Source organism: Aureimonas pseudogalii (genome assembly GCF_014196835.1).
Lineage (GTDB): Bacteria > Pseudomonadota > Alphaproteobacteria > Rhizobiales > Rhizobiaceae > Aureimonas > Aureimonas pseudogalii.
Genome location: NZ_JACIEK010000006.1, coordinates 56,000 through 78,454 on the forward strand (window position 1 = coordinate 56,000; position 22,455 = coordinate 78,454).

Annotated in this window: 19 protein-coding genes; 8 read left to right on the plus strand and 11 right to left on the minus strand. The window is 66.9% G+C overall.

Features of this window, described 5'->3' with window-relative positions; genetic code table 11:
- Positions 1-40 precede the first annotated feature (40 nt).
- On the minus strand, positions 41-712 hold the full coding sequence (gene secG / locus GGR04_RS12420; RefSeq protein WP_183200214.1) for a preprotein translocase subunit SecG: 672 nt from the start codon (positions 710-712) through the stop codon (positions 41-43).
- 84 nt (positions 713-796) lie between these two features.
- Positions 797-1,543 (minus strand): triose-phosphate isomerase, encoded by a 747-nt coding sequence (gene tpiA / locus GGR04_RS12425; protein ID WP_183200370.1) that lies wholly within the window; start codon positions 1,541-1,543, stop codon positions 797-799.
- A 194-nt stretch (positions 1,544-1,737) separates the two neighbouring features.
- On the opposite strand from tpiA, the gene GGR04_RS12430 reads away from it, so the two are divergent.
- The 6 genes from GGR04_RS12430 (at position 1,738) to lexA (ending at position 7,925) form a co-directional block, all read left to right on the plus strand.
- Positions 1,738-3,624: a peptidylprolyl isomerase gene (locus GGR04_RS12430; RefSeq protein ID WP_183200215.1), complete on the plus strand. Its 1,887-nt coding sequence runs from the start codon at positions 1,738-1,740 to the stop codon at positions 3,622-3,624.
- The gene (gene trpD, locus GGR04_RS12435) at positions 3,621-4,652 is read left to right on the plus strand and encodes an anthranilate phosphoribosyltransferase (protein WP_183200216.1); all 1,032 of its coding nucleotides are present in this window, start codon (positions 3,621-3,623) and stop codon (positions 4,650-4,652) included. Before GGR04_RS12430 ends, trpD begins: the two co-directional genes overlap by 4 nt.
- Positions 4,649-5,446 carry an indole-3-glycerol phosphate synthase TrpC gene (gene trpC, locus GGR04_RS12440; RefSeq protein WP_183200217.1) on the plus strand — a complete coding sequence of 266 codons (798 nt, stop codon included), beginning with the start codon at positions 4,649-4,651 and terminating at the stop codon, positions 5,444-5,446. Before trpD ends, trpC begins: the two co-directional genes overlap by 4 nt.
- Complete coding sequence (gene moaC, locus GGR04_RS12445; RefSeq protein WP_183200218.1) at positions 5,443-5,922, plus strand: cyclic pyranopterin monophosphate synthase MoaC; 480 nt, start codon at positions 5,443-5,445, stop codon at positions 5,920-5,922. The genes trpC and moaC overlap by 4 nt, the downstream gene beginning before the upstream one ends.
- Positions 5,919-7,127, plus strand: coding sequence for a molybdopterin molybdotransferase MoeA (locus tag GGR04_RS12450; RefSeq protein WP_183200219.1), 1,209 nt, complete (start codon positions 5,919-5,921; stop codon positions 7,125-7,127). The genes moaC and GGR04_RS12450 overlap by 4 nt, the downstream gene beginning before the upstream one ends.
- Positions 7,128-7,196: 69 nt before the next feature.
- Positions 7,197-7,925 carry a transcriptional repressor LexA gene (gene lexA, locus GGR04_RS12455; protein ID WP_183200220.1) on the plus strand — a complete coding sequence of 243 codons (729 nt, stop codon included), beginning with the start codon at positions 7,197-7,199 and terminating at the stop codon, positions 7,923-7,925.
- On the opposite strand, the gene GGR04_RS12460 is transcribed toward lexA, so the two are convergent.
- The gene (locus GGR04_RS12460; RefSeq protein ID WP_312857447.1) at positions 7,897-10,311 is read right to left on the minus strand and encodes a ComEC/Rec2 family competence protein; all 2,415 of its coding nucleotides are present in this window, start codon (positions 10,309-10,311) and stop codon (positions 7,897-7,899) included. The genes lexA and GGR04_RS12460 overlap by 29 nt on opposite strands.
- 153 nt (positions 10,312-10,464) lie before the next feature.
- Between GGR04_RS12460 and gltX the strand changes: the two genes are divergently transcribed.
- Both gltX and gltA read left to right on the plus strand, forming a co-directional pair.
- Positions 10,465-11,886 carry a glutamate--tRNA ligase gene (gene gltX, locus GGR04_RS12465; RefSeq protein WP_183200222.1) on the plus strand — a complete coding sequence of 474 codons (1,422 nt, stop codon included), beginning with the start codon at positions 10,465-10,467 and terminating at the stop codon, positions 11,884-11,886.
- 148 nt (positions 11,887-12,034) lie between these two features.
- On the plus strand, positions 12,035-13,324 hold the full coding sequence (gltA, locus tag GGR04_RS12470; protein WP_183200223.1) for a citrate synthase: 1,290 nt from the start codon (positions 12,035-12,037) through the stop codon (positions 13,322-13,324).
- Between the two features lie 47 nt (positions 13,325-13,371).
- On the opposite strand, the gene GGR04_RS12475 is transcribed toward gltA, so the two are convergent.
- The 8 genes from GGR04_RS12475 to GGR04_RS12510 all read right to left on the minus strand — a co-directional run bounded on the left by GGR04_RS12475 (position 13,372) and on the right by GGR04_RS12510 (position 22,453).
- Positions 13,372-14,550: a lipid-A-disaccharide synthase gene (locus GGR04_RS12475; protein WP_183200224.1), complete on the minus strand. Its 1,179-nt coding sequence runs from the start codon at positions 14,548-14,550 to the stop codon at positions 13,372-13,374.
- Positions 14,547-15,422 (minus strand): LpxI family protein, encoded by an 876-nt coding sequence (locus GGR04_RS12480; RefSeq protein ID WP_183200371.1) that lies wholly within the window; start codon positions 15,420-15,422, stop codon positions 14,547-14,549. Before GGR04_RS12480 ends, GGR04_RS12475 begins: the two co-directional genes overlap by 4 nt.
- An 8-nt stretch (positions 15,423-15,430) precedes the next feature.
- Complete coding sequence (gene lpxA, locus GGR04_RS12485) at positions 15,431-16,237, minus strand: acyl-ACP--UDP-N-acetylglucosamine O-acyltransferase (RefSeq protein ID WP_183200225.1); 807 nt, start codon at positions 16,235-16,237, stop codon at positions 15,431-15,433.
- Positions 16,238-16,239: 2 nt separating this feature from the next.
- Positions 16,240-16,689, minus strand: coding sequence for a 3-hydroxyacyl-ACP dehydratase FabZ (fabZ, locus tag GGR04_RS12490; RefSeq protein ID WP_183200372.1), 450 nt, complete (start codon positions 16,687-16,689; stop codon positions 16,240-16,242).
- Between the two features lie 7 nt (positions 16,690-16,696).
- Entirely contained in the window at positions 16,697-17,755 is a 1,059-nt protein-coding gene (gene lpxD, locus GGR04_RS12495; protein ID WP_183200226.1) for a UDP-3-O-(3-hydroxymyristoyl)glucosamine N-acyltransferase, read from the minus strand.
- Positions 17,756-17,790: 35 nt separating this feature from the next.
- Positions 17,791-20,208, minus strand: a complete 2,418-nt coding sequence (gene bamA / locus GGR04_RS12500) for an outer membrane protein assembly factor BamA (RefSeq protein WP_183200227.1) — start codon at positions 20,206-20,208, stop codon at positions 17,791-17,793.
- A gap of 198 nt (positions 20,209-20,406) precedes the next feature.
- Positions 20,407-21,546, minus strand: coding sequence for an RIP metalloprotease RseP (gene rseP, locus GGR04_RS12505; RefSeq protein WP_183200228.1), 1,140 nt, complete (start codon positions 21,544-21,546; stop codon positions 20,407-20,409).
- Between the two features lie 55 nt (positions 21,547-21,601).
- A complete protein-coding gene (locus tag GGR04_RS12510; RefSeq protein ID WP_183200229.1) occupies positions 21,602-22,453 on the minus strand; it encodes a phosphatidate cytidylyltransferase in 852 nt (283 codons plus the stop codon).
- Between the last annotated feature and the right edge of the window lie 2 nt (positions 22,454-22,455).

Sequence of the window (22,455 nt, forward strand, 5' to 3'; positions counted from 1 at the left end):
GGAGCGCCCCGTCCAGAATTCAAAGGTCTCGAACTGTCGCCTACTGCGCGGGCTGCGCAGGGGCCGTCGTCGTGGTTCCCGGCGAGACTTCAGGCGCATCAGGCGCCGACGACAAAGCAGGCGCTTCGGTCGGTGCGGTGGAGCCTGCCGGCGGCGCCTCGACGGCTGGAACGGTCGGCTGCTGCGGCGCGTTCGGCGCTTCCGGTGCCGGGTTCGCAGGAATTTCCTGCACGGGCGTCGTCACGGCACCACCGGTCGGCACGCCTTCCGCCGAAGGCTGAACCGTTGTCAGAGCGGAGGGCACGGTGGTCGTCGTCGCGGCATTTGGCGTCGTGGGCGTGGCGCCCGAGGGTACGTCCACCGGAGCGTTGGCGTCGGGCAGACCGCCCAGTTGGTCGAGAAGCGAGCCGCTCGCCGGCGCCACGCTGCTCGTGCCGGTCCCACCCTGCTCGGTCGGCACCCGGTCGAGAATGTCGAGCGGGCTGCCGCCGTAGCGGGCGAGAATGCCCAGCGCCATCGAGGTGATGAAGAACAGCGTCGCGAGGATCGCCGTGGTGCGCGTCAGCACGTTGGCCGCGCCCCGCGCCGTCATCAGGCCGCCGCCGCCGCCACCGCCCATGCCGAGCGCCCCGCCCTCGGAGCGTTGCAGCAGAACCACCACGACGAGCGCGAGCACGATGATGAGATGGATGACGATCAGGACAGTTTGCATAGGTTCGCACGCGCGCAATCGTTCAGGAGTTGCGCGCCTTCTATAGGAGGACCCGGGTTATTCCAACCCGTCGTGGCCACCCTCTTAAACGCCGCGCGCGGCTTTGCAAATCGCCAGGAAGTCCGCGGCCTTGAGGCTGGCGCCGCCGACCAGCGCCCCGTCGACATCCGCGACCCCCATCAGCTCGGCCGCATTCGACGGCTTGACCGACCCGCCGTAGAGAATGCGCATGCCGTCCGCGATGCGCGAACCGAAGCGCAGTTCCACCTGCTTGCGCAGGAAGGCGTGGACCTCGGCGACGTCCTCCGGCGTCGCCGTGTCGCCGGTGCCGATGGCCCAGACCGGCTCGTAGGCGATCACCGTGTTGGTCGCGTCGGCATCGTCGGAAAGCGATCCGGTCAACTGTTCGCCCAGGACGGCGAGCGTCGAACCCTCGTCGCGCTGCGCCTTCGTCTCGCCGATGCAGATCACCGGCACGAGGCCCGCGCGCCGCGCCGCGTCGGCCTTCGCGCGCACCTCCTCGTCGCTCTCGCGGTGGTCGGCCCGTCGCTCGGAATGGCCGGCGATGACGTAGGTCGCGCCCACATCCGCGAGCATCTCCGCCGCGACGTCGCCGGTGTGGGCGCCCTTCTCGTTGGCATGGCAGTCTTGTCCGCCCACGCCGACCGAAGCCGGCAGGATCTCTCGCGCCGCCGAGAGGAGCGTCGCGGGCGGGCAAAGCAGAAGTTCGAGATCGCCCGCCTCGCCTGCCTCGACCGCGGCGGCAACCGCGCGCAGTTCGTCGAGCGCGGCGCGCGAGCCGTTCATCTTCCAGTTCCCGGCGATCAGCATTCGACGATCCACGTGTCTCTCCCAAGGTGCTCGCCTGTCGCGATCGAACGTCGCGACGGCCTCTCAGGAGGTAACGGCCGCGGCGCGCGGAATCAAACCTGAAGGAGACGACGCGCCGCCGGCTTCCCTTCGCAAGGCAAAATCCCTATTCCCCGCATCATGATGACGTTGGGTGTCCAGGAGACCGAGGCCACATGCTGAACCAATTGCGACGCGGCGCCTCCGGTTGGGTCGCCAAGGTGTTTCTCGCGGGTTTGGCGGTCAGCTTCGTCGGCTGGGGCATCGCCGACGTCCTGCGCTCGCCCGGCTCGGGAAGCCAGGTGCTGACCGCCGGCGACACCACCGTCTCGGTGCGCCAGTATCAGGAGGCCTATTCGGAAGGCCTCAACCGCCTGGGCCAGCGCCTGCAGCGCCGGCCGAGCGCCGAAGAGGCCGCGACCTACGGCGTCGATCAGCAGGTCCTGTCGCAGCTCTCGGCCTTCGCGCTCCTCGACGAGCAGGCCCGCAAGGACGGGATTCGCGTCTCCGACGACGGCCTCATCGGGCTGATCCAGCGCGATCCCGCGTTCCACGACGGCTCCGGCCGATTCTCGCGGGCGACGCTGCAGGCGACGCTGCGCAATGCCGGCATGACGGAGGTCATGTATCTCGAGCGCATCCGGCGCGCCGCGATCCACGACCAGCTGGTCGCCTCGCTCGCCGATGGCGCCAGCGTTCCCGCCGTCTTCACCGAGGCCCTCGGCGCCTATAGCGGCGAGCGTCGTACCATGAACTACGTGACGCTGCAGCCGCGCCCCGTCGACGATATCGCCGATCCCAGCGTCGACGAACTCGACGATTTCTTCACCGAGCATCACGGCGACTACCGCGCCCCGGAATACCGCGGCTTCTCCTACGCGCTCCTTTCGCCCGCCGCCCTCGCCGATCCTGCCACGGTGAGCGACGAGCAGGTCGCCGCCTTCTACGAGGCCAACAAGGCGCGCTATACGACGCCCGAACGCCGGCAGGTCGAGCAGGTCGTCTTCCCCGACCGTGCGGCGGCCGACCGCGCGGCGTCTGCGATCGCCGGCGGCACCAGCCTGGCCGATGCCGCGAGTGCAGCCTCGCTGACAGTCGCCGATCTCGGCCGCGTGCCGCGCTCAGCCATCCCGAACGCGACGCTCGCCGACGCGGCCTTCTCAGCGTCCGTGGGCACGCCGACGCCGGTAATCGACGGGCCGTTCGGTCCCGTGATCCTGCTGGTTCGCGCGATCGAGTCGGAGGTCGTCCGTCCGCTCGACGCGGTTCGCGACGAGGTGCGCCAGACGCTAGCGCTCGAAGCCGCCAACGCCAAGGTGACCGAGGCCTACACCGCGATCACGGATGCGTTGAACAGTGGCGCGCCGCTCTCCGAGGCGCTGCAGCAGGCCGGCGTTGCCACCATCACCGTGCCCCCGGTCGATCGCACAGGCACGCAGGCCGACGGCACACGCGTGGCCGATCTGCCGAGCGAAGCCACCCTTCTTCCGGCCGTGTTCACCGCCGAGCCGGGCGCCGACCCGACGCCCGTCAATTTCGACGGCAACAGCTACGTCTTCTTCGACCTCGGCGAGATCACCGAAGCGCGCGACCGCAAGATGGACGAGGTGACCGACCGCGTCACCGCCGACTGGAAGCGGGACGAGGCAGGGCGACTGGTCGAGGAGCGCGCCCGCGCCTTAGGCGACCGCGTCCGAGGCGGCGAGTCCTTCGCCGCCATGGCCGAGGTGGAGGGCTTGACCCTGCAAACCGCCAACTCGGTGACCCGCGAGAGCGGCCCGGCCGTGCTGGGACAGGCCGGAACGCGAGCCGCCTTTTCCGGGCCGCAGGGCACCGTCGCCCATTCGCCGGCGCTGGCGTCCGGCGAGGCGCTCGTGCTGCAGGTCACCGAGGTCGCCGCCCCCGTCGATCCCGCGTCGAACGTCGCCGCGAACGTGCGCGCCAGCCTCGACGAGACCGTGCGCGACGATCTCTACCAGTCCTATATCGCACGGCTGCAGAAGGTCACGAGCGTCAACTACAACCCCGGCGCCATCGACCAAGCCAAGGTCGGCGTGCGATGAGCGCAGGCCTCAAGCCGATCCTCGCGAAGGTGGCGGATCGCGGCGTACTGACTCGCGAGGAGGCGCGCGCCGCTTTTGCCGTGCTGATGTCCGGCGAGGCGACCCCCTCGCAAATCGGCGGTTTCCTCATGGCGCTGCGGGTGCGCGGCGAGACGGTGGACGAGATCGCCGGCGCCGTGGACGTGATGCGCGCCAACATGACGCGCGTCGTCGCACCCGCAGGGGCGATCGACATCGTAGGCACCGGCGGCGACCATTCCGGCACCTACAACGTCTCGACCTGCGCGGCGCTCGTCGTGGCTGGCTGCGGGGTGACGGTGGCCAAGCACGGCAATCGCGCTCTTTCCTCGCAGTCCGGCGCGGCCGACGTTCTCCAGGCGCTGGGAGTCAATGTGGACCTCTCGCCGAGCGAAATCTCGGCCGTGATCGCCGAGGCCGGGATCGGCTTCATGTTCGCGCCCTCACACCATGCTGCGATGCGCTTCGTGGGCCCAAGCCGTGTCGAGCTGGGCACCCGCACGATCTTCAACATGCTGGGGCCGCTCGCCAATCCGGCTGGCGTGCGTCGCCTGCTCGTCGGCGTCTACGCGCCGGAGTGGACCCGACCGGTGGCCGAGGCGCTTCGCTCGCTCGGCGCCGAGAAGGCTTGGGTCGTCCACGGCGACGGGCTTGACGAGATGACGGTCTGCGGGCCCACCGATGTCGCGGCGCTCGACGGCGATGCCATCGAGACCTTCACCCTCGAGCCTGAAGACCTTGGTCTCGCGCGCCGTCCGCTCGCCGAGATCCGCGGGGGAGACGCATTCCGCAACGCGGAGGCCCTCAAGGCGGTGCTGCGGAACGAGGACAGCGCCTATCGCGACATCGTGCTCCTCAATGCCGCCGGCGCGCTGATCGTCGCCGACCGGGCCGCTTCGCTCGAAGACGGTCTGCAGCTTGCCCGCGCCTCGTTGGCGGAAGGGCGTGCGGCTCGAGCGCTCGAAACGCTCGTTACCGCAACCCATCGCCCAAACGGAGACGCCCGATGAGCGATATCCTGACGCGAATCGAAGCTTACAAGCGCGAGGAGATCGCGGCCGCGAAAGCCGCCCGCTCGCTTGCCGATCTCGAATCGATCGCATCCGGCAACGATTCGCCGCGCGGCTTCGCCGCCGCGATCCGCCGCCGACACGAGGTCGGCGAGTTCGCCCTGATCGCCGAGGTGAAGAAGGCCAGTCCGTCGAAAGGCCTGATCCGCGCCGACTTCGAGCCGGTGTCGCTGGCGCAGGCCTACGAGCGGGCCGGCGCGGCGTCCCTCAGCATCCTGACCGACGGACCGTCCTTCGCGGGCGATCCGTCCTTCCTCACCAAGGCACGAGCGGGAACCGCGCTGCCCGCGCTGCGCAAGGATTTCTTGTTCGACACCTACCAAGTGGCGGAAGCCCGCGCCTGGGGCGCCGACGCGATCCTCATCATTCTCGCGGCGGTGGACGATGCCTGCGCGCGCGACCTCGAAACCGCGGCATTCGACCTCGGCATGGACGTTCTCCTCGAAGTGCACGACGAGGCGGAATTCGATCGCGCGCTGACGCTACGCTCGCCGCTCCTCGGCATCAACAACCGGAACCTGCGCACCTTCGAGACCGACCTCGCGGTCAGCGAGCGGCTAGCGCGTCTCGTTCCCGCCGACCGGATCCTCGTCGGCGAAAGCGGGATCTCGACGCACGAAGACTGCCAGCGGCTCGCAAAATGCGGCATCCGCACCTTCCTCGTCGGCGAAAGCCTGATGCGCCAGGACGACGTCGAGGCCGCTACCCGTGCGCTGCTGCGGGGCGCGGCATGACCGGCGCGCTGTCGCATGTCGATGCCGCCGGCGCCGCCTCGATGGTGGATGTCGGCGACAAGGCCGAGACCGTGCGCATTGCCCGAGCCGAAGGGCTGGTGATGATGGCGGCCGAGACGCTCGACCTTATCCGCGTCAGCGCGATGAAGAAGGGCGACGTCGTCGCGATCGCGCGGATCGCCGGCATCATGGGCGCCAAGAAGACCCATGAGCTCATTCCGCTCTGCCATCCGCTGATGCTCGAAAAGGTCGGCGTCGAGATCGAGTTCGAGCCGGCGCTGCCTGGCCTGCGCGTCACGGCGACGGCACGGGTGTCCGGCAAGACCGGCATCGAGATGGAAGCGCTGACGGCCGTCAGCGTCGCCTGCCTCACCATCTACGACATGGCCAAGGCGGTGGATCGCGGCATGACGATCTCCGGCATCCGGCTTCTCGAAAAGTCGGGCGGACGGTCCGGAGACTGGAGCGCGTCGTGAGCCTCGTTCCCGTCGAGGAGGCGCAGGCTCGACTGCTGGAGGGCGCCCGTCCCGTCGCCAAGCGCGAAGAGATCGGCCTCGCCGATCTCGCCGATCGGATCGCCGCGGTCGATCTCGTGGCACGGCGCACCCAGCCAGATTTCGATGCCTCCGCGATGGACGGCTATGCCGTGCGTGCCGCCGATCTCGGCGCTACGCCTTGCGATCTCGTCGTCGTCGGCGAGTCCGCGGCTGGGGGGGCGTATGGCCGAACCGTCGCTGCCGGCGAGGCGGTGCGCATCTTCACCGGCGCTCCGGTTCCGCAGGGGGCGGACGCCGTGGTCATTCAGGAAAACACCGAGCGTCCTTCGCCGGAAGCGGTGCGGATTCTCCAACCGGTCGACCCGGGCGGGCACATCCGCCGGGCCGGCAATGACTTCCGAACGGGGGCAATGCTGGTTCCGGCGGGCTCGCGTTTTCGCCCGGCTTCCATCGCCCTTGCCGCCAGCGGCGGCTATCCGACCGTCGAGGTGCTCCGCCGGCCCCGTGTCGCCATCGCGGCCACCGGCGACGAACTCGTCCTTCCCGGCCAACCCGTCGGTCCGTCGCAGATCGTCGCCTCCAACGGCTACGGCATCGCGGCGCTGGCGCGCGCGGCCGGTGCGGAAATCCTCGACTACGGGATCGTGCGCGACGACGAAGCGGCCATCGGCGCCTGCCTCGATCGAGCAGCCGGCGAGGCCGACGTTCTTGTCACCATCGGCGGGGCGTCGGTGGGCGACCACGATCTCATCGGCCCAGTTCTGAAGGCGAAGGGTGCGACGCTCGACTTCTGGAAGATCGCGATGCGGCCGGGCAAGCCGATGATGGCGGGTCGGCTTGGGTTCTTGCGCATTCTCGGGCTGCCGGGCAATCCGGCCTCGAGCCTCGTTTCGAGCGAGCTGTTCGTCGTGCCGCTGGTGGAGCGACTGGCGGGCCGGCCCGACCGCGATCGGTGGGTGCGCGGCCGTCTAGGGGTGGATCTGCCGGCCAACGACCATCGCGCCGAGTTCATGCGCGCCACGCTCGATCAGTCCGAGAGCGACGGCGCCATGATCACGCCGCTCGGTCGCCAGGACTCGTCGCTGTTGTCGATCTTCGCCGAGGCGACCGCCCTGCTCTACCGGCCCGCCGGCGCCCCGGCGGCGCGTCAGGGAGACGAATGTCGTTTCATCCCGTTGGGGTGAGGCGAATCCTTGCAGAACACAAACGGAACAGATACGTTTGTTCAGGTTTTGTTTTGTTGGAGTGGCGGGATGTTGACGCGCAAGCAGCACGAGTTGCTGATTTTCATTCAAGAGCGCCTCCAGACGGTCGGCGTCCCACCTTCGTTCGACGAGATGAAGGATGCGCTCGACCTCAAGTCGAAGTCGGGCATTCATCGCCTCATCACGGCCCTTGAGGAGCGCGGCTTCATTCGCCGCCTGCCGAACCGGGCGCGGGCGCTGGAAGTGCTGAAGCTGCCCGAGTCGGTCGCGAAGGCGCCGAAGGGGACGCCGGGCTTCGTGCCGAGCTTCGTCGAAGGAACCGGCGGCGCGGCATCGGCCGCGCGCGGCACGAGCGGCGACTCGGCCAAGCGCTCCACCGATCGTCCGTCGGAGGCCGTCTCCATCCCGATGATGGGCCGAATCGCCGCGGGCGTTCCCATCGCCGCCATCCAGCAGATCACGCATTCGATCCCCGTGCCGCCCGACATGATCGGACTCGGCGAGCATTATGCGCTCGAAGTGAAGGGCGATTCGATGATCGAGGCCGGCATTCTCGACGGTGATACCGTCGTGATCCAACGGGCGGATACGGCGACGGCCGGCGAGATAGTCGTGGCGCTCGTGGACGACGAGGAGGCGACGCTGAAGCGCTTTCGTCGACGCGGCGAATCGATCGCACTGGAAGCGGCCAATCCCGCCTACGAGACGCGGATTCTTCCGTCGCACCGGGTGAAGGTGCAGGGCCGCCTCATTGGCCTGCTTCGTCGCTACCATTAGTGTTTGGGTCCCCCGATGTGGCGGTAGGCATTGGCGGGGCAGCGGCGGCATCGTCGTTCGGCGTCTGCGTTGAAGTCGGAGAACCGTCGGGCGCGCTCGGCGTACCCGGTGCTTCCCCGGATGCCGGCTTTCTCCAGAACTCGGGCCAGGGCATCGTTCGGTGCACATTCCAGGCGGGCCGGTCGTTCGGAACCGCGGCGACGATCCGGGGGTGGGTTTGACGCGGCGTTCTTGCGTACACGGCGACGGAACCCGTGCGGCGCAGGCTTCGCAGGGTCAGGAGTCTGGCGCCCGAGCGGCAACTGTTCGTTCGCATCGCGCGGGCGACGATCACGAGATCGGCGGTGTCGCAGAGATCGCCGAGTTTTTCGTACGCGTTCGTCCAGGCGACACGCCAGCCGCTGGGACTGACGATGCGGCAGACGTCGTCGAGGCAGGCGAAGCCGGTCGCTGCGAGCGATGAGGGGCTGGCGCTCGAACCGGGAGCCGAGGCCGGTTCACCGCTTGTCGTGATCGTCGGCGAAACCGTGGAAGTCCATCCGTACGCACGCGCCCATTGATCCCAGACGAAGGCGGCGGGTTTGGGCTTCAAGGCGGCCGCCTTTCCGTCCGGCAGCACGACCGCGGCTTCGGTGCCGCTTTCGAAGACGAGGATCTCCGGCGGCGGTCCCGGCGACAGGAAAGCCAACCCAAGCGCGGCGATGGGAACGGCGGCCCAGCGTAGGAGGCTGGCCGAGAACGACAACACGAGGATCGCGATCGTCAGCAGGACTAGGGCGACACCGCTCATGCGACCGACCGCCTGATCCGGCAACAGCGTCGCGAAGTCGCGCGCGAAGCGGAAGACGAGATCGAGGCCCCAGCCCATCGGCTGCAGGAACAACGCTTCCAGACCCAGCGGCATGGCCAAGGCCGATGCAAGAGCCAGCGGCATCACCCAGAAGCTGAGGATCGGTGTCGCAAGCACGTTGGCGATCAGGCCGAAAGGTGCCACGCGCTTGAAATGATAGATGCCGTAGGGCGCGGTCGCGGCACCCGCGATCAGCGACGACAGCGTCACGCCCGCGAGAACGACGAGGATGGTCCGCCAGCGTGCGCGCGAAGCCGGACCGATCGTGCGTTCGCGTCGATGGCGCCAGGAGGAGTAGGCGCCGTAGGCTCCGACCAGCGCCACGGTGGCGGCGAACGACATCTGGAACGTGGCGGTGAGCACCACGTGCGGCGCCAGCAGCATCACGATGAGCGCGGCGACGCCGACATTGCGCAGCGTCAGCGCCGGACGGTCGCAGAGAATGGCCCCCAGCATGATGGCGATCATAACGAACGACCGTTCGGTCGCGGGATTGTCGCCGGCGAGGACGAAATAGAAGAACGAGACGGCGAGCGCAGCGACCGCCGCGAACTTGCGCACGGGAAAGCGCAGCGCGACCGCGGGAAACCCGGCCAGCGCGGCGCGCACCACGAACATCGTGAAGCCGGCGACGAGCGCCATGTGGAAACCGCTGATCGACAGGATGTGCGCGAGGCTCGTGGCGCGAAGGGCGTCTTCGATGTCGTCGGGGATGCCGGCGCGCTCTCCCGTGATGAGCGCCGACGCCACGGCGCCGGTTGCGCCCGGCAGCACGGAGCGGATCTTCTCGTCCATGGACATGCGCAGCCGTGCCACCCCGTCGGCGAAGGTCGGGGGACGCACTTCCGATCGTGCCTCGGGTGCACCGAGCGAGAAGCCGTAGGCGCCGAGGCCGTCGAAATAGGGGGCGAAAGCGAAGTCGTAGGCGCCGGGATACGCCGGCCCTGCGGGCGGACGGAGGCGGACGAGGCCGACGTAGCGCCCGCCGATGGGAAGCGGCGCATGCCGGCTGGAAACGAGGATGCGCACGCGCTCCGGGGGGCGCGACAGCACCGGCCGATCGGTGGACGCCACGTCGATCGTGTATCGGAACCGACCGCGTTCGTCCGCCTCCCGGCGCGTCACGGTTCCGTCGATCCGCACGGTCGCGTCGCCCGAGAGGATGGTCGTATCCGTTCGCGCGAGCTCCAGCGCCGCAGCGCCGAAACCCACCGCCGCCCAGGCACCGATCAGCAGCAGCAATCGGGCACCCGCACGACCCGGTATGAGAAGGCGACACCCGAACAGAACGGCAGCGAGACCCGCGGGCGTCCAGACCGAAGGTGTCCATCGATCGGCGTGGAAGAGCAGAATGCCAGCCAGCACGGCGATCGGCAGCCAGGCGAATTGCGAGCGGGCAGCCCGTTCGCGCTCGATCTGCCGGTACCAAAAGATTGGGAGCGAACGGCGCCAGCCAGGAATGTCCTGTCGGGTCGAACCCCGTAGAGTACGGCGTGTCCAAGGCGTTCGGCCAATGGAGGGTTGTGTCGCGCTCACGAGTTCCGGGCCGCCTTGTGTCGTCTCCTTCCTATGCTACACCACCCCACACCGAACGCAGGATCCCGCGGCGCCTTTCCCCTGCCGATCTTCGAAAAGATCGCCGGAAGCGTATGCCTGGGATGGATCTCCACCCGTCTTTCGAGGAACCCGATGAGCCAACGCGTCGTCACCCGATTCGCCCCCTCGCCCACCGGTTTCCTCCATATCGGCGGCGCCCGCACCGCGCTCTTCAACTGGCTCTACGCCCGCCACACGGGTGGCCGGATGCTGCTGCGGATCGAGGACACCGACCGGGAGCGGTCCACCGAGGCCGCGGTTTCGGCGATCATCGAGGGGCTCGACTGGCTCGGCTTGAAGGCCGACGAGCCCCCGGTCTCGCAGTTCGAGCGGGCGGCGCGCCATCGTGAAGTCGCCGAGGAGCTGGTCGCGGCGGGGAAGGCCTATCATTGTTACGCCTCGCAGGCCGAGCTCGAGGAGATGCGCGAGACCGCACGCGCCGAGAAGCGCCCGCCACGTTACGACGGGCGCTGGCGCGATCGAAATCCCGCCGAGGCCCCCGCCGGTGTGAAGCCGGTGGTTCGCCTGAAGGCCCCGCTCGACGGCACGACGCTGGTCGCCGACAAGGTTCAGGGCGACGTCCGCTTTCCCAACAAGGATCTCGACGATTTCGTGCTGCTGCGCTCCGACGGAACGCCGACCTACATGCACGCCGTCGTCGTCGACGACCACGACATGGGCGTCACGCACATCATCCGCGGCGACGACCATCTGACCAATGCCGGACGCCAGACCCTGATCTATCAGGCCATGGGTTGGGACGTGCCGATCATGGCGCACATTCCGCTCATTCACGGGGCGGACGGCGCCAAGCTCTCGAAGCGTCATGGCGCGCTGGGCGTGGAGGCCTATCGCGAGATGGGCTACCTGCCGGATGCCTTACTGAACTACCTCGCCCGCCTCGGCTGGAGCCACGGCGACGACGAGGTCATGTCGATCGCCGACATGGTGGCCTGGTTCGACATCGTCGACGTCAACAAGGGCGCGGCGCGGTTTGACTTCGCCAAGCTGGACGCCGTCAACGGGCAGTGGCTGCGCGCCGCCGATGACACGCTGCTGGTGGATACGCTGATGCGCGACCGCGACGTGCTGCCGAACGGTGCGATCCTGAAGGCGCGGGACGAGACGACGACACGGCGTCTTCTCGCCGCGGCGATGCCGGGCTTGAAGGAGCGGGCCAAGACTCTGGTCGAGCTGACGGAGAGCGCCGCCTATCTCTTCGCCGACCGCCCTCTCCCACTCGAACCGAAGGCTGTCGAAATCCTCGACGCCGGCGGCCGCGCGATCATCGCGGGTGTGCTGCCGGCGCTGGAGGCGGTCAGCGAATGGACCGTCGCAGCGATCGAGGCGGCGGTGCGCGACTATGCCGAGGCGAATGCTCTCAAACTCGGCAAGGCGGCGCAGCCGCTGCGCGCCGCGATGACCGGCAAGACGACGTCGCCAGGCGTGTTCGACGTGCTCGCGGTCGTCGGCCGGGACGAGACGCTGGCGCGGCTCCGCGACCAGCTCCCTTGACCTTCACCACGAGAGCGAGATTTGCACTGCAACATCGACGGTGTCCAAATCTTGTTCCGTCTCCGCCTTTCCGATAGGCATTCGATCGAAGCTGGCCTCGGGTGCCAAGATACCCTCGGTCTTTCAGCTTTCGTAGAAGGGGTAACGCATGAATCAGTCGGCGAAACTGGCCCTCGGCGATAAGAGCGCGGAGCTCGAGCTCCGACATGGCACCATCGGGCCGGATGTCGTCGACATCGCGTCCCTCTACAAGAACACCGGCCTCTTCACCTACGATCCGGGGTTCACCTCGACCGCGTCCTGCGAGTCGAAGATCACCTATATCGACGGCGACGAGGGTGTCTTGCTGCATCGCGGCTACCCGATCGACCAGTTGGCCGAGCGCGGCGACTTCCTCGAGACCTGCTACCTGCTGCTCTACGGCGAACTGCCGACCGCGCACGAGCTGACCGACTTCGTCTACCATGTGACCCGGCACACGATGGTGCACGAGCAGATGTCGCGCTTCTACACCGGCTTCCGGCGGGACGCGCATCCAATGGCCGTCATGGTCGGCTCGGTCGGCGCTCTCTCCGCGTTCTACCACGACTCGACCGACATCTCCGATCCGCACCAGCGCATGGTTGCCTCGATCCGCATGATCGCAAAGACGCCGACGCTCGCGGCGATGGCGTACAAGTATCACATCGGCCAGCCCTTCGTTTATCCGCGCAACGACCTCTCCTACGCGGAAAACTTCCTCCACATGTGCTTCGCGGTTCCCTGCGAGCCTTATGTGATCAACCCCGTGCTCGCCAAGGCGATGGACCGGATCTTCATCCTCCACGCCGATCACGAGCAGAACGCCTCGACCTCGACGGTTCGCCTCGCCGGCTCGTCGGGCGCCAATCCCTTCGCCTGCATCGCCGCAGGCATCGCCTGCCTGTGGGGGCCTGCGCATGGTGGCGCCAATGAGGCGGCGCTGAACATGCTGACGGAGATCGGCACGAAGGACCGCATCCCCGAATTCATCGCCCGCGCCAAGGACAAGAACGATCCGTTCCGCCTCATGGGCTTCGGTCACCGGGTCTACAAGAACTACGACCCGCGCGCCAAGATCATGCAGCAGACCTGCCATGAGGTGCTCGACGAACTCGGCCTTAAGGACGATCCGCTGCTCGAAGTCGCGATGGAGCTCGAGCACATCGCGCTGAACGATCCCTACTTCATCGAGAAGAAGCTTTATCCGAACGTCGACTTCTACTCGGGCATCACGCTGAAGGCGCTCGGCTTCCCCACGACGATGTTCACGGTACTCTTCGCCGTGGCTCGCACGGTCGGCTGGATCGCGCAGTGGAAGGAGATGATCGAGGACCCGCATCAGCGCATCGGGCGTCCGCGCCAACTTTACACGGGCGCGCCCCAGCGTGACTATGTCGGGGTCGCCGAGCGCGGCTGAGAGATTCCCTAAAAAAGGAAGATGAAACGGGCGCTTCAGCGCCCGTTTCACGTTTGGGCCATTTTTTTTCCAGCTCGATGAAGTGTGATCTCTTGCAGCAGGAGGTCCGCAGCCGCTTCGCCCGGTGAGACGTCGACCGTCATCGCCTCGCGGATGGCCGCGAAACCCGCCATTTGCGCCGCCCGCTCCGGCGTCGGCGTCATCAGCCGGGTCAGGCGCCGCGCCAGCGCCTCCGGACGGATGAACTCGTGGAAATGCTCGGGCACGAGCGGATGCCCAGCGATGAAATTGGGAAGCGCCGCCGTCCAAGCCGTGATGAGGTGGCGCAGCCGATAGGTCAGCGGATCCACGCGGTAGCAGAGCGCCATCGGCACGCCCGCCAGCGCCAGCTCCAGCGCCACGGTGCCCGAGGCCGCGAGCGCGGCGTCGGCACGCGCGAACGCCTGCCACTTGGCATCTTCGCCCTCGACGATTTCCGGCTGGAACGGCCAACTCGCGAGCTTCTCCTCGATGAGCGGCCGAACGCGTGCGATGGCGGGCAGCAAGCCGACGACGGCCGGATTGACGCGCTTGATTTCGGCGAAGGTCTTGCCGAAATCCTCCATCAACCGCAAGATCTCGCCACGCCGGGAGCCGGGCAGAAGGAGGAGTGTCGGCGGGTTTGCGGGCGGACGCATCCCGGCCGCGCGGTCTCGCTCGAGAAGGGCGGACAAGCCGGGATGGCGCATGATGGGATGACCGATATAGTCGGCGGGCGGCCCCCCATGCGCGGCCAACACGTCCGGCTCGAACGGAAACAGGCTGAGACTCCGATCGACGGCGGCGGCGAGCGCGCGGGCGCGATGCGGACGGTAGGCCCAGATCGCGGGCGGCACGACGTTGACGATGACGATCGATGGATCGACCTGCCGGATGCGGCGGGCGACGCGGTTGGTGAAGGTGAAGCTGTCGATCGTGACGACGGCGTCGGGCCGCTCCGCCAGGATGAAGTCCGCGGTCTGGCGCAGGCGACGCAGCAGCTTGGGCAACCGCGCCACGATCGCGCCGACGCCGATGATGGAGAGTTCCTCGATGTCGAACAGGCTCTCGAGCCCCTCGCCCTGCATCTCGCGACCGCCGAGACCGACGATCTCGACGGGCTCCGAGCAGCGCGCGCGTAGGCCGCGGACGAGATCCGCGCCGATCCTGTCCGCAGATTCCTCGCCGAGAACGAAGGCGATCTTCATCGTGCGTCTCCCATCGTTGGATCGGAAACGCCGACGAGAAAGAGGCCGGCTGCGTCCAACGCCTCGATCACGCCCTCGGACTCGATGATCAGAGACCGCTCTGCCGTGAGAGCAATGCCCGAAAGCCCCGCGGCCTCGGCTTGACGCACCGTTTCGACGCCGATGCTTGGAAGGTCGAACCGCTCGTCCTGCTGCGGCTTGAAGGCCTTGAAGAGAACGGTCGGTTCGCCCCGCCCGATGCGGCCGCGTCCGCGCAGGTCCGCCACCCGTTGCAGCATCTCGCCGGTGCCCTCGATACCCTCGACCGCGATGACGCGGTCGCAGGATGCGACGGCGGCCTGACCGATATCGAGCCGTCCGAGCTGCTGTGCCGCTTGCGCCGCACGCTGGACGGCGGCGGCCGCCGGCCCCGTCGGCTCGCGACGAGTCAGCACGCCGTCCGGCGTCAACAGGTTGGGAACGAGCGATTGAACCGAAAGGACGCGGAAGCCGCGCACCTCGAAGGACCCGGAGACCGCTCGCAGAAGGCTGTCGTCGCCGCCGCGAACCATGCGCAGGATCTCCGGCAGCATGCCCAACGTCCGCAGGCTGGGAACGAAGGAGCGATAATCCGGGCGAACCGAGATCGTGCCGCAGAACACCACCGTCGCGATCCCATGCGTGCGCAGCAGCGTGAACACGTCGCCCGTCTGCGCCCAGGATAGCGACCGGTGGTCCCATGCCGACCAGTCATAGAGTCGACCGTCCGCGATGGGGACGATGAACGGAGCCCAACCGCTCTGCCGCGCCTCGGCTGCCACGATCCGCGGCAGAGCGCCGCCTCCTGCGACGATGCCGAGTCGCTCGCCTGGCTCGGCGGGCGCGAGGGCCATCGGCTGGGTCAAACCGGGCGGACGCTCCGGGGGAAGCAGATCGCCCGGTCGCCGCCGGCGCGAATGAACCCGAGAAGATCCTGCACGAGAGGGTCCTCGGGATACTCGCTCTCGACCTCTTCGATGTTCTCGCGGAACGTCAGATCGTCGGAGAACAGCATGCGGTAGGCTTTGCGCACGTTGCGGATCGCATCGCGGTTGAACCCCGCCCGTTTCATACCGATGACGTTCAATCCCGAGAGATAGGCCCGATTGCCGAGCACCATGCCGAAGGGAATGATGTCGCCTTCGACGGCCGCCAGCCCGCCCACATAGGCATGGTGCCCGACGCGGGTGAACTGATGGATGCCCGAGCCGCCGGCGATCGTCGCGAAATCGCCGATCACGCAATGCCCGGCCAGCATGACGTTGTTGATCAGCGTGACGTTGCTGCCGACGACGCAGTCATGTGCCACATGCGCACCCGTGAAGAACGAGCAATTGTCGCCGATCGAGGTCTCCGAATGACCCTGGATCGTACCGGGGTTCATGGTAACGTGCTCACGAATCAGGCAATTCTTGCCGATCGTGAGGCGCGTGTCCTCCCCCTGATATTTAAGGTGCTGCGGGTCATGACCGATCGACGCGAAGGGGAAGATGCTAGCACGCTCGCCGATCGTCGTGTGACCCGCCAGAACGACATGCGATCGCAGTCGCGAGTTGGCGCCGAGCGTCACGCGTGCGCCGACATGGCAGAACGGGCCGATCTCGCAGCCCTCGCCGATCGTCGCGCCATCTTCGACGATCGAGGACGGGTGAATGACGGACGTCGCCATCCTCAGCCGGCGTCCGGCGCGACGAGCATGGCGCTGATCGTCGCTTCCGCCACCTTGTTTCCGGCGACGATCGCCGAGCAGTCGAACCGCCAGATGTTGCCGCGCTTCTTCGCCTGGACGACGTGATATTCGAGGCAGTCGCCGGGCACGACGGGCTTGCGGAACTTGGCGCCGTCGATGGTCATGAAATAGACGATCGACTTCGACGTGCCGCCCGTCGCAAGCTGGCAGATGGCGCCTGCGGTCTGGGCCATGCCTTCGATGATGAGAACGCCCGGCATCACCGGATAATCCGGAAAATGCCCTTGGAAATGAGGCTCGTTGGCCGTCACGTTCTTCAGGCCGATCGCCCGCCGGTCGCCGTCGATCTCGACGATCCGATCGACGAGCAGGAATGGATACCGATGCGGCAGCAACTGCATGATCTTGAGGATATCGACGCTTTCCAGCATCGTCGGTTCAACCGTCGTCACGCTTCGATCCCTGTGCCGTCTTCGTCAGTCCTTTGAGGACCGCCATTTCGCGGATCCACTCGCGCACCGGCCGGGCGGGCGTTCCGCCCCAACGGGCCCCCGGAGGAACGTCGGTGGCCACGACGCTGACCGCCGCGATCTGGGCGCCGTCGCCGATGGTGATGTGTCCGTTGACGCCGGATTGACCGCCGATCGACACACCTTGGCCGATCGTGGCGCTACCGGCAATGCCGACTTGCCCGACGATGATGCAGTTGCGCCCGATCACGACGTTGTGGGCGATCTGTACGAGGTTGTCGACCTTCGTGTTCTCGCCCACCACCGTATCGCGCACCGCGCCGCGGTCGATCGTCGAATTGGCGCCGACCTCGACGTGATCCTGCAGGATGACGCGTCCGATCTGGACGGCCTTGAGGATGCCGCCCGGCCCGGCCGTGTAGCCGAACCCGTCCTGGCCGATGCGAACGCCGGGATGAAGGATGACGTCGTTTCCGATCAGGGCGTGCTGGACGCTGACGTGCTGACCGATTCGACAATCGCGCCCGATCCGGCATCCCGCCTCGATCGTGGCTCCACTGAAGACGATGGTCCCACGTCCGATTTCGACGTCCGGCCCGATGCGCGCAAACGCTTCGACTGTCACCCCAGGCTCCAGACGCGCCGCCTCGTCGATCGAGGCCAGCGGCGAGATCTCACCCGTTGGGAACGTGCTGGCGGGACTGAGGGCCTCCGGATGCAGTTCACGACCTGCCAGCGCGAAGACCGATGTGGGCCGTTCAGCCAGAAGCACGGGAATATGCATGGGAACATCCGCCGCATGCCGACGCGACGCCACGATGGCCGACGCTCTGCAGGCCCTGAGGTCGGGCGCATAGCGAGGATTGTCGTAGAAAGCGAGATCGCCGGAGCCGGCCTCGTCGAGTGCTGCAACGCTGCTGACCACAACGGCGGCGCTTTCGGCGTTCGCCAACGTCGCACCACACAGATGCGCAAGCGCGGCCAGGGTGATCCCCTCGCCGCGCATGAAGAATGTTCGGGACGACATGAACGGCCGTGCCTCGGTTTTCGACGGGGTCGCGCTTAGAAGCGCGACGAGAAGCCGAAGGAGAACTCCTGCGTGCGGTCGTAGTCCTCCTTCTTCAAGGGTACTGCGTAGTTCACGCGGAGCGGACCGAACGGCGACGCCCAGATGATGCCGACACCGGCCGAAGCGCGAAGGGCAAAGTCGTCACCCTCGATGCCGATCTGGTTCTCGCTGTTCTCCACACCCCAGAGTGAGCCCGCGTCGGCGAAGGCTGCGCCCCGGAAGCCGAAGTCTCGCGAGACCAACGGCAACGGGAAGGTCGCCTCGGCGGATGCGTTCGCGTAGTTCGTGCCGCCGATCGCCACGCCGTTCTGACGCGGACCGAGGCCCTGATACTTGAAACCGCGAACGATATCCTGGCCCTTGAAGAAGTTGTCGAAGACGCGAAGGTCGTCGCCAAGCGCCGTGACGTTGCCGCCACCACCGCTCACCTGGCCGATCACGTCGTACTCTTCCGAAAGAAGGCTGAAGAACGAGGCGCGCGCCGTGGTGCGGATGAACTGGGCGTCGCCGCCAAGCCCCGCCACTTCCTGGCCGGCCTGCGCGAAAAAGCCGTTCCGCGGATCCTGCTGATTGTCCAGCGTGTTGTAGGTCAGCGCGTAGGACACCGAGGAGGTCGAGTACGGGCTGTCGCAGATCGCCTCGTTGATGATCGGCGAGAGCGTGTAGAGCGGTGCGATCGGCGAATTGGCGCAGGTCGCGTAGACCAGCGCACCGTTCGAGTAGAGCGGCAGGCCGTTCAGATCGTACTGCACTCGGCCCTGGTCGTCGCCGAACGTCTCTTCCTTGTAGTTGTAGGCAATCTGCGCCGTCACGTCTTCCGTGATCGGAGCAGCAAGCCGCAGCGACCCACCCGTGCGCACGATGTCGTACGCCGTGGAGGAGGAATTCTCGGTTCGGTAGAGATCGAAGCCCGCCGCGAGACGGCGTCCGAGGAAGTAGGGCTCGGTAAACGAGAGGTTGTAGGACCGCGTGTCCTCGCCGAAGCCCGCGGAGACCTTCACGAACTGACCGCGACCGAGGAAGTTGCGTTCGGTGATGCCGACTTCCGCCACCGGACCGGCGCTCTCGCCGCCCGTGGTGTAGCCGCCGCCGACCGAGAACTCGCCCGTCGCCTGCTCGTCCACCTGCACGATGACGACGACACGGTCGGGCTGCGTGCCCGGCGCGGTCGAGACGTTCACCGTCTTGAAGAACTTCAGCGACTCCAGCCGCTTCTTGGCGCGCTGCACCAGCACCTGATTGAAGGCGTCGCCTTCCGACACGTCGAACTCGCGACGAACGACGTAGTCGCGAGTCTTGGTGTTGCCGCGAACCTCGATGCGCTCGACATAGGCGCGAGGGCCCTGGTCGATGACGTAATCGACGGAGATCGTGTTGTTGGCGAAGTCGCGGTCGCCGCGCGGCGTCACCTGCGCGAACGCATAGCCCTGGTTGGCGACGGCATTCGTCAGGTTGACGAGCGTGTCCTCGACCTTCTCGGCGCTATACGTCTCGCCGGTCTTCGTCTCGAGCTCCTTCTGGAGCGCCGTGGCGTCGATGCCCGGCACCGTCGAATCGATGTTGATGTTGCCGTATGTGTAGCGCTCGCCTTCGTCCACCGTCACGGTGACGAAATACTCGTTCTGCGTCGGCTCGAGTTCGGCCACCGACGAGACGATGCGGAAGTCGGCATAGCCGCGGTTGAAATAGAACCGGCGCAGCGCCTCTTCGTCCGCGCGCAGGCGGTCCTCGTCGTAGATGTCGTTGCGCTGCAGGAAGCTGAAGATCCCGGACTCGCGCAGGGAGATGACCTCCTTCAGCCGCGAATCGCCAAAGGCGTTGTTCCCGACGAAGTTGATGCTCGAAATCTTGGTCCGGTCGCCTTCCTGGATGTCGAAGACGACGTTGACGCGATTGCCCTCGGCCGGAACGGTGCGAACCGACACGTTGGCGTCGGAACGCCCGATGCGCGTGTAGGCGGCCTTGATGCCGTCGACGTCCGCCTGGGCGGTGGAGGCGTTGTAGGGGTCGCGGGACTTGGTCTGAACGGCGCTAGCCAGCTGCTCGTTCTTGATCTTGTTGTTGCCCTGGAAGACGACCTCGCCGACGATCTGGTTTTCCTGGACGTTGACGACCAACGTGCCACCCGCCTGGTTGGCCCGGACGTCGGAGAAGAGACCGGTCGCGAAGAGACGCGTCACGGCTTGGTCGACGTCGGCATCCGAGTAGTTCTGGCCGGACCGGAACTGGATCAGGTTTCGAACGGTCTCGGCATCGACACGCTGGTTGCCGCGAACCTCGACCCGGTTCAGCACCGCCGCTTCAGCCTGGGACAGGCTCACCAGCTCAAGACTGACGGCCGAAGCTGCAAGCACCGTGGACGAGAGAGCGGCTGCGGAGAGCGCGCTCAGAAGCTTCGAACCAGCCTTCATAGGGCCTTTACCTTTTCTCATTCCGCCGACGGCACGAGTCCGAATTCGGCTTGCCGTGCGGTTGTATCGGCTTTGCAGACGCGTTCAACCAAACTGGAGGGATTCCCTTTAGGAATCGGAAAACCGTTGCCCGGACGCCACGCGCCCACGAAACTTGGTTAACGCCTTACGAAACCTTCCCCACCCCCTGACGGCCGATCAAGTGAGACTCGAAAGGTCGTTCCAGAAAGCGAATACCATAAGGAGCATCACGAGGGCGAGGCCAATCCGGAATCCCACCTCCTGTACGCGATCGCTGAGCGGTTTTCCCCGCACGGCTTCGAATCCGTAGAACAGGAGGTGTCCCCCATCGAGCATCGGCACCGGCAGGAGGTTGAGCAGGCCGATCGAGATCGACAGGAGCGCCGCGAGGTTGAGGAGCGGTGCGAAACCGAGCGTCGCGACCTGGCTCGAGACCTGCGCGATGCGAATCGGTCCACCGATCTGGTCGCTGGCCTGCGTGCCCCCGAAGATGCCGCCGATGAAGGCGACGGTGCGCTCGGTCACGAACCATGTCTGCGACACGCCATATTGCAGCGCCTCGACGGCACCGAGTTCCTGTGTGCGGAAGGCCGCTGTTTCGGCGTTGGCGACGATGCCGATGACCGGCGTCTTGAAACTGTTGCCGAAGCCGTCGGTCTGCGTCTCCTCGCGGGGCGTCACGGTCAGTTGTCGGGGGGCCCCCGCACGCTCGACTTCCAGCTGGATCGGCGTTCCCGCCCGGCTCGACACATAGCGTTGCAGGTCGCTGAAATAGGCGATTCGCTCGCCGTCTGCCGTCAGGATGCGGTCGCCCGGCAGGATGCCGGCCGCGGCCGCCGGAGATCCCTCGCGCACGTCCGACACCACGGGGTCGCCGACGACGATGCCGCTCGCATAGGCGGTCGCCGCGAAGATGACGATCGACAGGATGAAGTTGGCGAAGGGTCCGGCAGCCACGGTCGCGGCGCGCCGCCCGACCGAGGCGTTCTGAAAGGCGCCGCGCTTCTCTTCTGCTGTGGCGCTGTCAAGCGCCGTGCGGCTCGGCACGCTCGCGGCGTTCTCGTCGCCGAAGAACTTCACATAGCCGCCGAGCGGGATGGCGCAGAGCTTCCAGCGCGTTCCCCGCCGATCGTTGAACCCGACCAGCTCGGGACCGAAGCCGATCGAGAAGGCGAGGATGCGGATGCCCGACCAGCGGCCGACGAGATAGTGGCCGAGCTCGTGGAAGAAGACGATCACGGTCAGCACGAACAGGAACGGGATGACCTTGATCAGGGCCGTGTCCCAAAGGCTGCCCCACCAGGCGCTCAAATCCATCGACATGGTACCTGCGGTTGCCGGCGAGGCGCGGGGAGCCGCACGAGAGCCGATACTAGAGATTGAAGATGGCGCGGGCGGGATCGTCGAGGCCGGCGCCGATGATCCCGAACAGCAAGGCTACGCCCGTCGATACGACCAATCCATCGATGCGGTCCATCAATCCGCCGTGTCCGGGAATCAGCCGTCCCGAATCCTTGACACCGAAGCGGCGCTTGATCCACGATTCGAAGAGATCGCCGGCCTGTCCGACGATCGACAGAATCGCGGCCAGCAGCAGCAGCGGCAGGCTGGCATGTCCGGTGAGCCAGATGGCGAAGGCGGCCGCGCAGGCGACGCCCGCGACAAGACCGCCCACCGCCCCGGAGATCGTCTTCTTCGGCGAGACGATGGGCATCAGCTTGGGCCCGCCGAAGGTTCGGCCCGAGAAATAGGCGAAGATATCGGTGGCCCAGACGACACAGATGACGAGGCCGAGGACGGCGAGCCCTGCCGTGCCGCTATCACGCAGGATGCCGGGCGCCATCCCCGCCATCGCCGCATAGACCAGCCCGCCCATCACCCAATCGGCCTTGCGCTCGCCGCGATCGACCACGGCGATGAACACGGTCGCGGCGCCGATGATCGTCAGCGCCCAGCCGTGAAAGCCGAAGAAGAAGGCGGCCAGCGCCACGAAGAGCGCCCGCCGTGCGAAGAGGTAGATGTCGCCCGCTCGCTTGGCGCGGGTCATCCGCGCCCATTCGTCGAAGACGATGATCGACGTCGCGCAGCAGAGAAGTCGGAAGCCGACGCCGCCGACGATCGTCAGCGCCAGGACGGCGATGCCGAGCACCACCGCGGAGATCAGCCGGGACTTGAGGTCGGTCCAAGTCGGTGCCGCAAGGAGCCGCCCAATGCCAAGGCCCATGC

What these genes read in the sequence shown, in the direction of transcription:
- secG (WP_183200214.1), bottom strand. Translation starts at nt 712, where the DNA reads ATGCAAACTGTCCTGATCGTCATCCATCTCATCATCGTGCTCGCGCTC.
- tpiA (WP_183200370.1), bottom strand. Translation starts at nt 1,543, where the DNA reads ATGCTGATCGCCGGGAACTGGAAGATGAACGGCTCGCGCGCCGCGCTC.
- GGR04_RS12430 (WP_183200215.1), top strand. Translation starts at nt 1,738, where the DNA reads ATGCTGAACCAATTGCGACGCGGCGCCTCCGGTTGGGTCGCCAAGGTG.
- trpD (WP_183200216.1), top strand. Translation starts at nt 3,621, where the DNA reads ATGAGCGCAGGCCTCAAGCCGATCCTCGCGAAGGTGGCGGATCGCGGC.
- trpC (WP_183200217.1), top strand. Translation starts at nt 4,649, where the DNA reads ATGAGCGATATCCTGACGCGAATCGAAGCTTACAAGCGCGAGGAGATC.
- moaC (WP_183200218.1), top strand. Translation starts at nt 5,443, where the DNA reads ATGACCGGCGCGCTGTCGCATGTCGATGCCGCCGGCGCCGCCTCGATG.
- lexA (WP_183200220.1), top strand. Translation starts at nt 7,197, where the DNA reads ATGTTGACGCGCAAGCAGCACGAGTTGCTGATTTTCATTCAAGAGCGC.
- gltX (WP_183200222.1), top strand. Translation starts at nt 10,465, where the DNA reads ATGAGCCAACGCGTCGTCACCCGATTCGCCCCCTCGCCCACCGGTTTC.
- gltA (WP_183200223.1), top strand. Translation starts at nt 12,035, where the DNA reads ATGAATCAGTCGGCGAAACTGGCCCTCGGCGATAAGAGCGCGGAGCTC.
- GGR04_RS12475 (WP_183200224.1), bottom strand. Translation starts at nt 14,550, where the DNA reads ATGAAGATCGCCTTCGTTCTCGGCGAGGAATCTGCGGACAGGATCGGC.
- GGR04_RS12480 (WP_183200371.1), bottom strand. Translation starts at nt 15,422, where the DNA reads ATGGCCCTCGCGCCCGCCGAGCCAGGCGAGCGACTCGGCATCGTCGCA.
- lpxA (WP_183200225.1), bottom strand. Translation starts at nt 16,237, where the DNA reads ATGGCGACGTCCGTCATTCACCCGTCCTCGATCGTCGAAGATGGCGCG.
- fabZ (WP_183200372.1), bottom strand. Translation starts at nt 16,689, where the DNA reads ATGCTGGAAAGCGTCGATATCCTCAAGATCATGCAGTTGCTGCCGCAT.
- lpxD (WP_183200226.1), bottom strand. Translation starts at nt 17,755, where the DNA reads ATGTCGTCCCGAACATTCTTCATGCGCGGCGAGGGGATCACCCTGGCC.
- bamA (WP_183200227.1), bottom strand. Translation starts at nt 20,208, where the DNA reads ATGAAGGCTGGTTCGAAGCTTCTGAGCGCGCTCTCCGCAGCCGCTCTC.
- rseP (WP_183200228.1), bottom strand. Translation starts at nt 21,546, where the DNA reads ATGGATTTGAGCGCCTGGTGGGGCAGCCTTTGGGACACGGCCCTGATC.
- GGR04_RS12510 (WP_183200229.1), bottom strand. Translation starts at nt 22,453, where the DNA reads ATGGGCCTTGGCATTGGGCGGCTCCTTGCGGCACCGACTTGGACCGAC.